The organism is Enterococcus sp. DIV2402 (assembly GCF_017426705.2).
Classification (GTDB): domain Bacteria; phylum Bacillota; class Bacilli; order Lactobacillales; family Enterococcaceae; genus Enterococcus_F; species Enterococcus_F lowellii.
Genome location: NZ_CP147251.1, coordinates 2,147,186 through 2,162,794, shown reverse-complemented (window position 1 = coordinate 2,162,794; position 15,609 = coordinate 2,147,186). Strand labels below are relative to the sequence as shown.

At 34.9% G+C, this 15,609-nt stretch carries 13 protein-coding genes; 10 read left to right on the top strand and 3 right to left on the bottom strand.

Annotated elements, in window-relative coordinates; translation table 11 throughout:
- Window positions 1-278: 278 nt before the first annotated feature.
- Entirely contained in the window at window positions 279-863 is a 585-nt protein-coding gene (locus DOK78_RS10515) for a TetR/AcrR family transcriptional regulator (RefSeq protein ID WP_207940409.1), read from the bottom strand.
- Window positions 864-991: 128 nt separating this feature from the next.
- Between DOK78_RS10515 and DOK78_RS10510 the strand changes: the two genes are divergently transcribed.
- The 8 genes from DOK78_RS10510 to DOK78_RS10475 all read left to right on the top strand — a co-directional run bounded on the left by DOK78_RS10510 (window position 992) and on the right by DOK78_RS10475 (window position 12,096).
- Window positions 992-1,693: an ABC transporter ATP-binding protein gene (locus DOK78_RS10510; RefSeq protein ID WP_207940410.1), complete on the top strand. Its 702-nt coding sequence runs from the start codon at window positions 992-994 to the stop codon at window positions 1,691-1,693.
- Window positions 1,694-1,711: 18 nt separating this feature from the next.
- Window positions 1,712-5,653 carry an FtsX-like permease family protein gene (locus tag DOK78_RS10505; protein WP_243430483.1) on the top strand — a complete coding sequence of 1,314 codons (3,942 nt, stop codon included), beginning with the start codon at window positions 1,712-1,714 and terminating at the stop codon, window positions 5,651-5,653.
- A 482-nt stretch (window positions 5,654-6,135) separates the two neighbouring features.
- Window positions 6,136-6,306: a hypothetical protein gene (locus DOK78_RS10500; protein ID WP_207940411.1), complete on the top strand. Its 171-nt coding sequence runs from the start codon at window positions 6,136-6,138 to the stop codon at window positions 6,304-6,306.
- A 295-nt stretch (window positions 6,307-6,601) separates the two neighbouring features.
- Window positions 6,602-7,594 (top strand): LacI family DNA-binding transcriptional regulator, encoded by a 993-nt coding sequence (locus DOK78_RS10495; protein ID WP_207940412.1) that lies wholly within the window; start codon window positions 6,602-6,604, stop codon window positions 7,592-7,594.
- A 191-nt stretch (window positions 7,595-7,785) separates the two neighbouring features.
- Window positions 7,786-8,733: a PTS mannose/fructose/sorbose transporter subunit IIAB gene (locus DOK78_RS10490; protein WP_207940413.1), complete on the top strand. Its 948-nt coding sequence runs from the start codon at window positions 7,786-7,788 to the stop codon at window positions 8,731-8,733.
- A 13-nt stretch (window positions 8,734-8,746) separates the two neighbouring features.
- Window positions 8,747-9,568, top strand: a complete 822-nt coding sequence (locus tag DOK78_RS10485) for a PTS mannose/fructose/sorbose/N-acetylgalactosamine transporter subunit IIC (protein WP_207940414.1) — start codon at window positions 8,747-8,749, stop codon at window positions 9,566-9,568.
- Between the two features lie 8 nt (window positions 9,569-9,576).
- Window positions 9,577-10,413 carry a PTS system mannose/fructose/sorbose family transporter subunit IID gene (locus tag DOK78_RS10480; protein ID WP_422389681.1) on the top strand — a complete coding sequence of 279 codons (837 nt, stop codon included), beginning with the start codon at window positions 9,577-9,579 and terminating at the stop codon, window positions 10,411-10,413.
- An 18-nt stretch (window positions 10,414-10,431) separates the two neighbouring features.
- On the top strand, window positions 10,432-12,096 hold the full coding sequence (locus DOK78_RS10475) for a glycoside hydrolase family 13 protein (protein ID WP_207940642.1): 1,665 nt from the start codon (window positions 10,432-10,434) through the stop codon (window positions 12,094-12,096).
- A gap of 226 nt (window positions 12,097-12,322) precedes the next feature.
- Here the strand turns inward: DOK78_RS10475 and DOK78_RS10470 are convergent, their stop codons facing one another.
- Both DOK78_RS10470 and DOK78_RS10465 read right to left on the bottom strand, forming a co-directional pair.
- Window positions 12,323-13,090 carry a DeoR/GlpR family DNA-binding transcription regulator gene (locus DOK78_RS10470; protein WP_207940416.1) on the bottom strand — a complete coding sequence of 256 codons (768 nt, stop codon included), beginning with the start codon at window positions 13,088-13,090 and terminating at the stop codon, window positions 12,323-12,325.
- Window positions 13,074-13,826 carry a hypothetical protein gene (locus tag DOK78_RS10465; RefSeq protein ID WP_207940417.1) on the bottom strand — a complete coding sequence of 251 codons (753 nt, stop codon included), beginning with the start codon at window positions 13,824-13,826 and terminating at the stop codon, window positions 13,074-13,076. The genes DOK78_RS10470 and DOK78_RS10465 overlap by 17 nt, the downstream gene beginning before the upstream one ends.
- Window positions 13,827-14,040: 214 nt before the next feature.
- Between DOK78_RS10465 and ulaG the strand changes: the two genes are divergently transcribed.
- Together ulaG and DOK78_RS10455 are read left to right on the top strand one after the other, a co-directional pair.
- Entirely contained in the window at window positions 14,041-15,105 is a 1,065-nt protein-coding gene (gene ulaG / locus DOK78_RS10460) for an L-ascorbate 6-phosphate lactonase (protein WP_207940418.1), read from the top strand.
- A gap of 26 nt (window positions 15,106-15,131) precedes the next feature.
- Window positions 15,132-15,590, top strand: a complete 459-nt coding sequence (locus tag DOK78_RS10455; RefSeq protein ID WP_207940419.1) for a PTS sugar transporter subunit IIA — start codon at window positions 15,132-15,134, stop codon at window positions 15,588-15,590.
- Window positions 15,591-15,609: the final 19 nt, after the last annotated feature.

Sequence of the window (15,609 nt, the reverse complement as noted above, 5' to 3'; positions counted from 1 at the left end):
AAAACCCTGTTTGATAAAGGATTCTTTTACAGCAGGTGATGGTTCCACCGAGTATTCCCACTAAAATTGATTTTGATATTTTTCGTGGGATTGTTAAGGTGCATTGGGATTTTAAGAAAATAATTCTTAAAATATTAATTGTTGTTATGCTAACGAAAAAAGCTCTTATTGATTGTACTATAAGTGCTTTTTTTGCGCTTTATTAATGAAAAGAGTCATTTCTCGTAAATGTTCTTTCTTTGTCTACCGCGATTGCTGTTTCAGTTCCTGTATAACTTTTATAATAGTAATTCATATGGAGAGACTTTTTTTGCCTTTGTAATCATCATTGCAATTTCTTCAGGCGTTTCTAGCCCGCCTTTTTTTATCCATAAATGAATGATTCCAGCAATACTAGATAATAAAATTTCTTTGGCATAATCATCAGGCAGTTCTTTTTTTGAAAATTGTAGACTTTTTGACAAATTTAATTTTGAATGAATCAACTCATTAAGTATATCTTTAACCATTTGCATAAAATGAGGATCTCCCCCTTCACTTGCTAACGCTTGAATTAAGCTAAAATCATTTTTCACATAAATCAAGGCTTGAAGGATGGATTCATAAGGAATGAGTTGAAGTGGATCTTCAAGATTTTTCGGATTTTTATCCAATAGTAAAATTTGTTTAAGATTATAAATTGCTTCCATTTCTAATTTTTCCATCAAATCATATTTGTCTACATAATGAAGATAAAAGGTTCCTCGATTAATATTACACTGTCGAGCAATATCACTAACGGTCATCCCTTCTAATCCTTTTTCGTTGATTAAGTTGATAAAGGCTTCTTTTATTTTATCTTTTGTTTGTGTATTTCTTCTCATTTTTTCTCACCTTTCTTGTAAAATAAACACATTTGTAAAAAGTGTTTATTGCCATTGCTTGGGGTTAATTATATACTAGCCATGAGTTTAAATCAACACGTTGTTCATTTAAAGGAAGGAAGAGGATTATGAGTTATATCGAAGTTATTAACAGCTATAAACGTTATCACATGGGAAATACAGAAATTGTAGCGAACAATAATGTGTCATTTGAAGTAGAAAAAGGTGAGTTAGTCATCATTCTAGGTGCTTCTGGTGCTGGTAAATCAACCATGTTAAATATATTAGGTGGCATGGATACAAATGATGAAGGACAAATTATTATCGATGGAAATGATATTTCTGATTACAATTCAAAACAATTAACAAAATATCGTCGTGAAGACGTTGGATTTGTATTCCAATTCTATAATTTAGTACCCAATTTAACATCCAAAGAAAATGTTGAATTAGCCTCAGAGATTGTGAAAGAAGCTTCTGATCCAGTAGAAGTATTAAAGGAAGTTGGACTAGGCGAACGAATAGATAACTTCCCAGCTCAATTATCTGGCGGGGAACAACAAAGGGTTGCGATTGCTAGAGCTGTAGCAAAAAATCCAAAAATTTTACTTTGTGACGAACCTACAGGCGCACTTGATTACCAAACAGGGAAGCAAGTACTACAAATTTTGCAAGACATGAGTAGAGTCAAAGGTGCAACGGTAATTATTGTTACACATAACGGTGCCATTGCTCCTATTGCAGATCGTGTGGTTCGAATGAGAGATGCAACGGTTCAAAGTGTGGACATCAATCCTTCACCAAGTAAAATTTCAGATCTTGAATGGTAGGTGAGTAAAGTGAAAAAAATGTTATGGAAAGATATTTTCAAATCAATTTCTAAATCAAAAGGACGCTTCTTCTCTATTATGGGATTAATGCTGATTGGTTCCTTTGCACTTGTCGGATTGAAAGTGACTGGACCGAATATGCGTGCTACTGGGGAAAATTATTTTGATGAATTGAATGTATCCGATTTAACGATTATAGGAACATTGGGAATTGATGACAATGATGTTGAGGTAATTAATCAGGCAACCGGCATCGATTCTGTAGAGTATGGATATTTAAAAGACATGGTCATTAAAGAGACCAATTTGAGTATTAGAGTGTTTTCTAAAGGCGAACAAATTTCTGATTATCAAATTATAGAAGGAAAACTACCTGAAAAGGCAGAGGAAATCGCTCTTGATAACAAATATGTAGATCAATACAAAATTGGGGATACCATTGAATTTACAGAAGATGAAGACATCTCAGGAGAAACTATTTTAAAAAGACATAAATTTGAAATCGTTGGATTTGTCTACTCAGGTGAAATTCTATCCAGTATTAACCAAGGGGTCTCAACAGCAGGAACAGGATCATTAGAAGGTTACGCCGTGGTTCCTGAAAGTGCTTTTGACTCTGAAATCTATATGTTAGCTCGTGTAACATTTGAGGACTTAAACAATGTAGATCCTTATTCTGATCAATATACAGATTTACTGCAAACACATAAAGATAATTTGGATGAACTGCTAAAAGATCAACCGGATATCCGTTTAACAACGATTAAAGAAGAATATCAAAAACAAATTGATGACGGTCAAAAACAAATTGATGATGCGAAAAAACAATTAGAAGATACTGAAAAACAGTTAGAAGCCGCGAAAGAAAAATTAGCCTCTGGTGGCGAACAAATTGACGAAGCGCAAGAAGAATTAGCTTCTAAAGTTGCGGATGCCAATCAACAAATCAGTGATGGTGAAAACCAAATTGCAGATGCACAAGTAACCATTGCTGACGGAGAAAAACAACTATCTGCAGCCAAAGAGCAATTAAACAATGGTCAAGCGACATTAGATGAGAAATGGAATCAACTACAAAGTGCCAAAAGCCAATTAGAGCAAGCACGAGGATTATTGAATAATGCCGATGCGGAATTAACGACAGCAGCGAATTCATTAGCAACTGGGCGCCAACAAATTGCAAATGGTTACGGAAAAACTAATGAAAATCAAGCAAAGATTGCAATAGCAGAAAGTCAAATTGCAGCAGCAGAACAAGTTTTCTCAGAAAAACAACAAGAATACAATGCAAAAAACAATGAATACGAAACCGCACGTAATCGTTTCAATCAAAAACAACAAGAATACAACGCAGGCGTAGAGCAAGTTGAAGTAGCTCAAGCCAATTTAGACTCAAAACGCCAAGAATTAGAGTCAGGAAAACAGCAATATGAAGCAAACATTCAACGCTTAACAGCTGCTAAAAGTGAAGTGGAACAAGCACTCACAAACCCTGACCTAACAGAAGAAGAAACGGCTGAGCTATCGGCTAAACTTGAAGGTGTCAATCAAGACTTGAGTACGCTACAAAATGAGTACAATACATTTATCGAATCGACATACAACCCAGGTTTAGACCAAATAGCAACCGGTCAAAATGAAGTAGAGAGTAAAAGAGCAGAATTAGCTAATGCAAAAAGCCAACTAGACCCGATTGAACAAGAGTTAGCCAGTGCACAAAATGAGTTAAATGCCGCTTCTACAGAGCTTTCAAACGCAAAAGCAGAGCTAGACAGACAAAAACAAACGATTGCAAATTCAAAAAATCAATTGCAACAAGCACAAAATGAACTAGCTCAAAAAGAAGTACTCTTGAACCAAAAAGAAACAGAATATCAAAACGGATTAAATCAATACAATTCTGGTGTAGCAACGTACAATCAAAATTTAAATGCCTATTATGTAGGTTTAAATGAATGGTATGAAGGCGCATCTACCTTAGATAGTAAGTCTGAAGAATACCAAGCTACTGCTTCTAGATTAGCGCAAGCACAAAATGAGTTAGCCAATAAAGTAGACGAGCTAGAAACAGCCAAAAACACGCTTGCTGAAGAAAAAAGTGCGGGAGAACAACAGATAGAAGAGGCTAAACAAACACTCGCTGAAAACCAAAACGAATACGAGGAAAAGAACAAAGAGTTTCTATCGAAAAAAGAAGAAGCAGAAAAAGAAATTGCAGACAAACAAGAAGAACTTGATAAAGCCCAAGAAATGATTGATCACTTGTCCGTACCAACCTATTCATTGAATAGCCGTCGAGAAATGCCAGGTGGGGAAGGCTATAAAATTTATAGTAGCGTTTCTCAAATTGTCGATTCCTTAGCCAATGTTTTCCCTATTTTCCTTTATTTTGTGGCGGCATTGGTTACGTTGACTACTATGGCTCGATTTGTAGATGAAGAGAGAATCAAATCAGGAACATTAAAAGCATTGGGGTACGAAAATAAAGATGTTCTAAAGAAATTTGTGTTTTATGGGATGACTTCTAGTCTTTCAGGAACAATTTTAGGGATTATTTTAGGGCATACACTCTTGCCGCTAATTGTAAATAATGCCTATCATGCAGGATTTACCGTTCCAAACATAGAATTACATTTCTACTGGGGCATTTCATTAGTCGCTATCCTACTTGCTCTATTGAGTTCCGTTCTTCCTGCGTTTATTGCGGCTTCCAAAGAGTTAAAAGAAAAACCTGCACAACTCTTGCTACCGAAGCCACCTACAGCCGGTTCAAGAATTCTATTAGAACGAATCAAGCCTATTTGGAGTCAAATGAGTTTCACTCATAAAGTGACGGCGAGAAACATTTTCCGTTATAAACAAAGAATGATGATGACCATTTTTGGTGTTGCTGGCGCAGTGGCACTCTTATTTGCTGGATTTAGCGTACAGCATTCTATTGGTGGCATTAACGAGCGACAATTTGGTGACTTGATTCACTATAATATGATTGTTGCCCAAAATGATTATGTTTCAGATGAGCAAGAACAAAAAATCAACGATATGCTGCACTCTGATGAAGTAGCTCAAAATGAAGCCATTCACTACGAAGAGTTAACAAAAGTTGCAGGAGCAAATAAAGATACACAAGAGATAAAATTAATTGTTCCAGAAGAAGACGAAAATTTTTCAGATTATATCAACCTAATAAATAGAAAAAGCAAGGATTCCTTGTCATTGCCAGACGATGGCGTAATTATCTCTGAACGTTTAGCAACACTTCTAGATTTAAAAGTTGGAGATACTGTAGCATTAGAAGACAGCACCAACACCGAAAGAGAAATGAAAGTCACTGGAATTGCGGAAATTTATATGGGACACTTTGCTTTTGCAAATAAAGAAAGTTACGAATCCATTTTTGGAACACCATTCGAAACAAATGCCTATCTTGTAAACCTAAAAGACAATTCCACTGAAAATACGAAAGAACAATCTTCTAAGTTTATTACTTTAGATGGGGTAACCGGTGTTGTTCAAAATACAACACTGACCAACCAAATTGAAACCATTGTGCACTCACTAGATAAGATCATGACTGTCTTAATTCTTATTGCAGCATTGTTAGGCGTGGTTATTTTGTACAATTTGACGAATATCAATGTTTCAGAACGAATGCGTGAACTTTCAACAATTAAAGTACTCGGATTTTACGAAAAAGAAGTCACGCTTTATATTTATCGTGAGACGATCTTATTAACAATCTTGGGTATTATCACAGGATTTGGAATCGGAAGACTGTTGCATCAGTATATTATTACGGTCGTTCCACCAGATGACGTGATGTTTAACCCTTCATTAGCGGCAATCAGCTTTATTGTTCCAGCGCTGATTATCGCAGTGGTCACAACCATATTGGCATTTGTCATTAATAGTCGGTTGAAAAAAGTAGACATGTTGGAAGCCTTAAAATCTGTAGATTAAACAACTATTTATCTGAGTAGATTCCATAGATGTGTACTAAAACTAGACAAAAAGTGGCTCTCTTAACACTTGTTAAGGGAACCACTTTTTGGTTTTTTTTGATTGGTTTTATCAAATGATTGTAATTTATTGGTAATCAATATATTCGGCAACTATTGATTGTAATTAGTTTGGGATATGAAAGCACGTTAACTAAATTGAAAAAGATTGTGTAGACAGCATTGGAATTTCAAATAATGTGTTTGACTATACGATTGTTTTAATGGGTTTTGGAGTACCTTCTTAAAATATTTAAAATTGAATTTCAATCAAAAAGTATAAGAAATAATTTTATGGATGTCTACATCCTCATCAGCTAAGTCTTAGATTTGAGAACTAAAAAAATTACAGAAACGAATGCTTCATCTGATAACTTAAATTAATACTTAATTACTATGGATAACAATTGATATGGATTCTATCAGTTAGGAAGACTATCATTAGTGCTTACGATTTTTGGTATCAATGAGCCAGTTATTTTTGCAACGCCAATTGTAAGGAATCCTGTTATGGCTATTTCGTTTATTTTCCCCCCCTTTGTTTCAAGTTTATTGACTTATTCTGCATTGTATACAGAAATTGTTTCGTTATATACCGCAGTTCAGGTACCATGAGCTACATCACTTATTATTTATGGATTTTTATTAAATGGGCAAGACTCATTATTACAAGCGATAGTCCTGGGAATAAGTATATTGATATATATCCATTTGCACGAAAGATGGATCAAATAAATTTAAAAGTAAGATATTACTGAAATGTTTTAATTAAAGGTTACACTATGTCTTTTTTACTTTACTAAAAATGCGTCTGTTAGTGAGCACAATAGTAGAATGACTTTTTTCTAGAAAGAACGAATAGCTTGTTGTATGATAATAAGAAGAATATGGAGCAGAGGAGAGAAATGTGATGCCGACAATGAATGATGTAGCGAAATTAGCAGGAGTTTCACGAGGAACAGTCTCGAACTATGTTAATGGAGTGAAGGTAAAAGAAAGCTCTCAAAAAAAAATTCAATCGGCTATTGAGCAATTGAATTATATCCCCAATATAATGGCAAGAGAATTGAAAATGAATCGTTCGAATTTAGTTGTTTTTATTATTCCGTCGACACGAACCCCTTTCTTTGCGGAATTAACACATAAGATGCAGCAAGCGTTACGAGAAGAAAATTTCAAGATGTTGCTGTGCAATTCCAACAATGAAATTAAAGAAGAACTAGAGTATATTCAAATGGCGAAGGAACAGAAAGTGGCAGGAATTATCACCATTTCTTATAGTGATTTGGCACCGTATATAATGACTGAATTACCGATTGTCTCGATTGAAAAAAGGTTGTCAGAAACAATTCCTTGTATCTCAGCTGATAATTATAGTGGTGGTAAATTAGCTGCACAAAAGTTAGTGGAGAAGGGATCAAAAAATCTGTTAGTGATTACGAGAAGTACTTATAAAACAGAAGTCAATTATGGGCAACGAGTAACGGGGGTTATTGATTATTGTGAACAAGAAGGTGTATCGTACACACTTTTTGATTCAAGAACACATGAAGAAGAATTTTATCCAGAGCTAGCGGACTATATTGGAGGTTTAGCACGGAAAGGTTTTCCTTATGACGGTATTTTTGCAGTTGCCGATCAATACGCAGATTTTTGCTTAAATATTTTAGAAAGTGCGAAGTATGAAATACCAAAGGACATACAAATTATTGGTTTTGATGGAGGACGGATGTATCCTGAACAACAACGCTTTGTTTCATCCATTCGTCAACCGATTTCAGAGATTGTCCAACAAAGTGTTCATAGTTTACAGTTAATCTTACAAAATAAGGAAAAGAAAGTCTATCAGACCCAATATTTACCTGTTGATTACCTTGAAGGTATCACGACCCGAAGAATGTAGCAGATTATAAAGGAAACTCTGACACAGATGAAGTAGCCTGTATCAGAGTTTTTTTGATAAAAAAACCTTTGACAAGGGTTACATTTTATTTTATAGTAAAGATACAAATTTGGAACGTTCCAAAAATAGCGAGTTCCATATTTGTATTTTTAAAAATATTTTTTGGAACGTTCCAAAAAAAGGAGGAGCTTATGAAAAAGTTTGTAATCGCTTCACATGCAAAGATGGCACAAGGGATTCAAAGCACATTGGAATTATTTGTAGGAAGAGAATTAGATGTAACTTATATGTGTGCATACGTAGAAGGTGAGCTGGAGATTGAGAAGCAAATCGAAGTATTTTTTGCTGATTTGAAAGAAGACGATCAAGCGGTGATTTTTACGGATATGTTTGGCGGTAGTGTGAATCAGAAGATGACAGTGGCAGCACAAGGAAAAGAAAATGTCTTCATTGTAGCAGGATTTAATCTACCTGTAGTGATTGAAGTGATTTTTGGTGCAGAGGTTTATACAAAAGAAATTATTCAAGCGTTGGTTGAAAATGGAAAAAATGCGATGACGTTTGTTGGTGCACCGGAAGAAATAAAAGAAGAAGCACCGATTGCTACACAAGAAACAGCAAATGAATCGGTTGAAGAAGTAGTGGCATTTACTGGAACGTTACCAACAACCTTGCGCGTGGATGAGCGATTGATTCATGGACAAATTGCGATGGTTTGGTCAAGAGAGTTAAATTTACATGGGATTTTAGTTGCTAATGATGAGGTCGCAAAAAATGAAACACAACAAATGGCATTAAAAATGGCTGTACCAGCAGGAATCAATGTGTTGATTCGTTCGATTGATGATATAGCTACTATTTTGAAAGATCCTCGTGCACAATCGAAACGATTGTTGGTTTTAGTTCGTACAGTAGGAGATGCGCTAAGACTTGCAGAGAAAGTGCCAAATATGAAATACATCAATATTGGAAATGTTGGAAAATCAGTAGAAGGTAAAAAAGAAACGTTAACACAATTTGTTATGTTGACTGCTAAAGAAAAGGAAAGTCTTGTTGAATTGGTTAAAATTTATCCAGAGACTGCTTTACAAAATGTACCATCTGATAGAAAAGAATTAGCAACATCATTTATTAAGTAGAGGAGAAAAATATATGTTAATAGAAGCTATTATTGTGGCACTTATCGTTTTCCTGACGGTAGGTGGTCAAGAACTTTTAGGATTTACAATGTTGGGGCGTCCGATTGTCATTGGTCCATTATTAGGTTTATTACTTGGAGATATCGAAACAGGATTATTAATTGGAGCAGCGTTAGAAACTATTTTTATGGGTGTGATTAATATTGGTGGAGCAAGCTCCGCTGAACCTGGATTAGCAGCAGCACTTGCGACAGCTTTTGCCATCAATATGAATGCTGGTGTTGAAGTGGCTATTCCAATTGCTGTCCCACTAGGAATTATTGGTTTACAAGTCAAAACTTTATTGTACGTTGCTGTTGTAGGACCATTTGCGGCGAAATTCGATGCAATGGCAAAAGAAGGAAACAGTAAAGGAATTGCCCGTTTGCACTTTGGTTTGTGGGGATTGCAGTGGTTCATATATTCATTGATTCCATTTTTTGCTATTTTATTTGGTTCAACGGCTACACAACGCGTGCTAGAGCAAATACCTGAAGTGATTGTTCATGGGTTAAGTATTGCTGGAAATCTATTGCCTGCTGTGGGAATGGCTATGCTTTTGAATATTTTATGGGACAAGGGTGTGGCGGTTTATTACTTCTTAGGTTTTATTTTGATTGCTTACTTCCAAACACCACTGATTGCAGTGGCTGTAATCGCTTTAATTATTGCAATTGTGAGTGCAAGTCGTGACTTAGACTTGAAAGAAATCAAAAAGCAATTGAGCACAGCGCCAACAGGACCTTCTACTTCAAAAAATAAAGCGGATATTGAAGTGGATGAATTTTTCAAATAAGCAGGAGGATGGGAAAAATGACGAATCAAACATCACAAACAACCAATGAAAAGAAATTATTGAAACAATTGTACTGGCGTTCATTTACACTGTATGCAGCAGTTACTCCTTCTAAACAAGGGGCTTCAGGTTTTTCTTATGCAGTGCAACCATTCTTGGATACCTTCTATAAAGGGAACGAAGAGGGAAGAAAAGAAGCGATGGTGCGTCAAATGTCTTACTTTAATACTAACGTAGCGATGTATCCTTTTATTTTGGGAATTGTGGCTTCTATGGAGAAAGAAAACAGTGAAAAAGAAGACTTTAATGAAGAATCTATCAATGCAATTAAAACAAGTTTGATGGGACCTTTAGCAGGTATCGGAGATTCTGTTTTCTGGGGTGTCTTACGCACGTTATCTGCCGGGATTGCTGTAGGATTGGCACAGGCAGGCAATGTCTTTGCACCGATTGTGTTTTTGTTACTTTTCAATTTACCAGTACAAATTTTACGTTTTAAAGGTGGACAATTAGGCTATTCTCTAGGTTCTTCTTATATTTCTAGCCTGTATGAAAATGGCTTGATTAATATTTTAACAAAAGCAGCAAGTATTGTCGGTCTTGCGATGGTTGGTGCGATGACGAGTCAAATGGTCAATCTTGAAATTGTCTGGAATATGACAATGGATGGCGAAGTAGTCATGAATATTCAAGAGATGCTTGATCAAATTTTTGTAGGTCTTATTCCGTTGGTGATTACCTTATTTAGCTTTTACCTATTGAAGAAGAAAATTGTAAGTATCAACGTATTGATTTTTGGAATGATTATTTTAGGAATTGTTTTGGCACTCTTAGGAATTGCCTAGAACAGGAAAGGAAATATGATGCGAAGTACATGGTGGAAAGATGCAGTTATTTATCAAGTGTATCCGAAAAGTTTTAAAGACACAAACAATGACGGTATTGGAGATTTAAAAGGAATTCAAGAAAAGTTACCGTATCTAAAAGAATTAGGGATTGATGCGATTTGGATTAGTCCAGTGTACCTGTCTCCTCAAATTGACAATGGCTATGATATTGCAGATTATTATCAAATTGATCCAATGTTTGGATCAAATGAAGATATGGATGATTTGATTGCTGCGGCTCATGCACAAGAGATTAAAATTATTATGGATTTTGTGGCAAATCATACATCGGATCAATGTGTTTGGTTCCAAGAAAGCCGGAAGTCAAAAGACAATCCATATAGTGATTTTTATATGTGGAAAGATGCTGGACCAAACCGTGAGGTACCCAACAACTGGGGTTCTAGTTTTGGTGGACCTGCTTGGACTTGGGATGAGTCTCGTCAGCAATACTATCTACACTATTATGCGAAAGAACAACCAGATTTGAATTGGGAAAATCCCAAAGTTCGTGAAACAATTTATGAAATGATGCATTATTGGAAGAAAAAAGGAATTGATGGTTGGCGTATGGACGTGATTACATCTATTTCAAAAGATTTGGATTTTCCAGATAATGAAATTCCGTTTGCGAAGAACAATCAACATAACGGGCCACGTATGCATGAATTTATTCATGAAATGAACCAACGTGTGCTGACCCCCCTAGATATGATGAGTGTAGGGGAGGCACCCGCTGCTAAAGCATCGAATGCCCATTTATTAGTGGATCCAAAACGAGAAGAGTTGGATATGGTCTTTACCTTTGAACATATGCATATTGATCGTAAAAAAGGAGACGTGAACGGTCGGTGGGCACTGCAAGCCCCTGATATTGTGGCACTGAAGAACATCATGAGTGAATGGCAGGAGAACTTACGTGATCGTGGATGGAACGCTTTGTATTTTGCCAACCATGACCGTGCAAGAATTGTTTCTAGATGGGGGAATGATAGGGAATATCATTATGAATCAGCGACTGCTTATGCGACAATTCTTCACGGGCAACAAGGCACGCCTTATGTTTACCAAGGGGAAGAAATTGGGATGACCAATCCGAAATTTGAATTGGAAGAGTATGTAGATATTGAGCTGCGTGGTAATTATGAACATTTTGTAGAAGATCAACAGACGATTTCAAAAAAGGATTTTTTGGATGCGGTACACAAGGTGAGTCGTGACAATGCACGTACACCTATGCAATGGAATAATAAAAAAAATGCTGGGTTCTCAGAAGCAGATCCGTGGTTTAAAGTAAATCCAGATTATACAGAAATAAATGTAGAAAAAGATCTTACCTCAGAGAAATCTATTTTCCGCTACTATCAAAAATTGATTGCGTTGCGTCATCAAGAAGAAATCTTGAAAGAGGGAACGTATAGATTGTTACTCCCTGAACATCCAGCAATTTTTGCTTATGAACGTCAGCTGGATGAACAAAAATGGTTAGTGGTTGCAAACCTATCAGAATATACACATGATGTGGCAGAGCTTTTTGATGATGTGCAGGTCTATCGCTTTGTCATTCAAAATAAAGAAAGAGAAACAGTGACAGATGCTTTACGTCCATATGAAAGCTTTATTATACAAGTAGTAGAGTAAATAAAAACTGCCTGACCAATAGATGGTTAGGCAGTTTTAGACTGTATACAAAGTCTATATTTTGTATACAGTCTTTTTTATAATAATTGAAAACGAATACAAAGGTAGGGTATAACAGCAACAAAAAAATTAATATTCAAATAGAAATGATTTGAATATACTATTTCATTCTATAGAAAGCTTGAGACATATTTATTAATTTAATATGTCTCAAGCTTTTAGATAGTTAAAATGGCAATTGAATAATTTGGACTCCAAGTTTTTCTATCTCATCAAGCACTTTTTTATCAGAATAAATATCAGTAATCAATACATCAATGTCCGTGATATTACCAATTGTAAAATTTGATGATTTGCCAATTTTACGATAATCAGCAACTAAAATTAACTTACCTGAATTTTCAATCATTTTAGTATTAATTCGTGCTTCATGAATGACTGATGTAGAAATACCCGTTTTTAAATCTAAACCACTACATCCGATAATAGTTACGTCTGATCGGGCATTGCTAAAAGATTCCATCGCAATATCACCGAATAAAGCTTCTTTGGGGTAGCGAATTTCGCCACCGCTAAGAATAATCGTTGATTGAGGATGATGGTTCATATGGATAATTTTTGTGTTATTTGTCAGTACATTGATTGTTTTATCAGTAGTATATGACAGTGATTGAATGGCAGTGCTACTGGTATTGATGAAAACTGTGTCGTGATCAGAAATAAATGTAGCCGCTTCTTTTGCTAGACGAGCTTTGATGTGTGCCATAGAATCTGCATTGTCTTGGTCATACATTTCAGCATTTTGAATTTCAATCTTACCAAAAGATATCTTGATTTGATTCATTTCACTTAAAACTGTACAGTCTCTACGAATAGTCATCTCAGATACTGCAAATTCTTGACTAAGTGTTTTGGCATCAGTTATTTTCAATTCTTTAATTCGCTCTAATAGTTGATTTCTTCGTGCTTGAACTTCTTCATTGGATCGCTTCATTTCCACTACTCCTTGCTAAAGACAGGGTATTCCCAACTTCTTCTGCTTTTTTTCTATATTTCCCATAATGAGACAAGTCAGCTAATTCCTTATAACAATCAGCAATCATAAAATACAAATAAGCTTGTTCACGTAAATTTAATTGTTTGACTGCGACTTTCTTAAACTGGGTGATACTTTTTTTATTTCGTCCTGCTAAGGCATAACGAATACCGTCAATTTCTTCCCATGAAAATAAGGGACTGTATCTTTTTTGTTTCATTTTTTTGAAATCAGCTAATTTTTTTAGTTGATTAGTAGCGCGCTTATTATCTCTTAGGAAATAATAGCATATTAATGAATGATGGTAGTAGATAAAAAGATAATCAATCGTGGAACGGAAAAATCGTTGATGTTTTTCCATATGGTTTAGACATTCTTGATAGTTTCCTTCATCTATTAAAAGCAAGGAATCAAATAAAATTACAGAATTTTTAAAACCTTTAAATTTATCTTTTTCCAGCAATTGTTGGCGATATTTTTTAGCTAATAAAATATCTGTTTCCATAGTTAAAGAAGTAATCATTTTTTCATAAATAGTTTTTAGATACTCATAGTAGCAAGAAATACTTATTACTAAACTACCAATTGTGATAAAAGTAATTTTAGCTATAAGCATCTCTGTAGTGATACCTAAATAGATGACATAACCAATAAAAATTAAATAAATACCCCATGTATAGCTCTTTTTAAACATTTTTCTCACCTCGAAAGCATTATAACATAAAAAAACATCCGTTAACATTTTATATGTTTATTTAACGTTAAAAAAAGATTAATAAGTGGTTTTTCTAAAAAAAAAACGTAAATAAACATATAATTTTGTTAATTAACATAAAAACATGTTGAAAGCGCTTGATAAAATGTTAAACTCAAATTGTAAAATAAAACAAAGTGGAGGAAGTAAGTTTATGGCACATGTTGATAATGTAACAAGAGAAAGTTGGATTTTATCTACGTTTCCTGAATGGGGAACGTATCTAAATGAAGAGATTGAGCGTACGGTAGTTAAAGAAGGAACTGTTTCAATGTGGTGGTTAGGGTGTACGGGAATTTGGTTAAAAAGTGCGGGTACAACCAACATTTTATGTGACCTTTGGACTGGAACTGGGAAACAAACACATGGGAATGGCATGATGAAAAAAGGTCATCAAATGATGCGCATGAGTGGTGTACAAAATATGCAACCCAACTTACGTACCCAACCATTTGTAATTGATCCTTTTGCAGTGAAAGATGTTGATGCATTAGTAGTCACGCATATTCATTCTGATCATTTAGATATTAATACTGCAGCAGCTGTGCATCAGAATTGTCCAAAAGCCAAATTTATTGGTCCGCTAGAAGTAGTCAATACTTGGTTGAAATGGGGGATTCCCAAAGAAAAGACGATTATCGTAAAACCAAACGATAAAGTACAAATACAAGATATTACTATTGTAGCATTAGAAGCTTTTGACCGAACTGCATTAGTGACTGAATCAGATCCTAATGTATTGTTAAGTGGAAAAATGCCAAAAAATATGGACTTGATTGCAGTCAATTATTTATTTGAAACATCAGGTGGGAATATCTACCATGCTGGGGATTCTCATTATTCCAACATGTTTGCAAAGCATGGTAACGAACATACTATTGACGTGTGTTTAGGTGCATATGGTGAAAATCCTCGTGGAATTACAGATAAAGTAACTTCAGTAGATATGTTACGCATGGCTGAATCATTAAATGCTAAAGTAGTCATTCCCGTACACTATGATATTTGGGCAAATTTTATGGCAGATCCTAAAGAAATAACTGAAATTTGGAAGTTAAAAAAAGATCGTTTGAAATATCAATTTAAACCGTACATTTGGCAAGTCGGTGGTCAATTTATTTATCCAACAAATAAAGATGATATGGAGTTTAATTTCTATCGTGGTTTTGATGATGTCTTTACGATTGAAAATGATACACCATTTCCATCGTTCTTATAGAAATAAAAGAAGAAAGGAGAATTTCTATGCTTCGTTACTTTTATGACAACCAATTAATCAAAATTATGGATAAGCAACCCAAAAATTGGGAAGAAGCTATTCGATTTAGTGGTGAGATTTTAAAGGAACATCATTTGATTACTGATCAATATATTGAAGATATTATTCGAGATTGTCATGAATATGGACCGTACATTGTCATTATTCCAGATGTAGCAATGCCACATTCTTCTGCTGAAAGTTCAGGGGTTCTTGGGACAGGAATTGGTTTTACAATCATGCAAAAACGAGTTTCTTTTGAGGAAGGCAATCCCGAAAAAGATGCTAAATTATTTTTCACACTAGCTGCTAAAGATGCTGATTCACATATGAAAAATATTGCGAATTTATCTGAACTTTTAATGATGGAGGATATGGTACCAGATTTGTTGACAATTGAAACACTTAGAGATTTTGAAAGAATCATGGAAAAACACGGAATGTAATTTTTTAGAAAAGAGGGAG

Coding starts and splice junctions, on each gene's coding strand:
- DOK78_RS10455 (WP_207940419.1), top strand. CDS start 15,132: ATGCTTCGTTACTTTTATGACAACCAATTAATCAAAATTATGGATAAG.
- DOK78_RS10495 (WP_207940412.1), top strand. CDS start 6,602: ATGCCGACAATGAATGATGTAGCGAAATTAGCAGGAGTTTCACGAGGA.
- DOK78_RS10475 (WP_207940642.1), top strand. CDS start 10,432: ATGCGAAGTACATGGTGGAAAGATGCAGTTATTTATCAAGTGTATCCG.
- DOK78_RS10465 (WP_207940417.1), bottom strand. CDS start 13,826: ATGTTTAAAAAGAGCTATACATGGGGTATTTATTTAATTTTTATTGGT.
- DOK78_RS10510 (WP_207940410.1), top strand. CDS start 992: ATGAGTTATATCGAAGTTATTAACAGCTATAAACGTTATCACATGGGA.
- DOK78_RS10515 (WP_207940409.1), bottom strand. CDS start 863: ATGAGAAGAAATACACAAACAAAAGATAAAATAAAAGAAGCCTTTATC.
- ulaG (WP_207940418.1), top strand. CDS start 14,041: ATGGCACATGTTGATAATGTAACAAGAGAAAGTTGGATTTTATCTACG.
- DOK78_RS10505 (WP_243430483.1), top strand. CDS start 1,712: ATGTTATGGAAAGATATTTTCAAATCAATTTCTAAATCAAAAGGACGC.
- DOK78_RS10480 (WP_422389681.1), top strand. CDS start 9,577: ATGGGAAAAATGACGAATCAAACATCACAAACAACCAATGAAAAGAAA.
- DOK78_RS10470 (WP_207940416.1), bottom strand. CDS start 13,090: ATGAAGCGATCCAATGAAGAAGTTCAAGCACGAAGAAATCAACTATTA.
- DOK78_RS10485 (WP_207940414.1), top strand. CDS start 8,747: ATGTTAATAGAAGCTATTATTGTGGCACTTATCGTTTTCCTGACGGTA.
- DOK78_RS10490 (WP_207940413.1), top strand. CDS start 7,786: ATGAAAAAGTTTGTAATCGCTTCACATGCAAAGATGGCACAAGGGATT.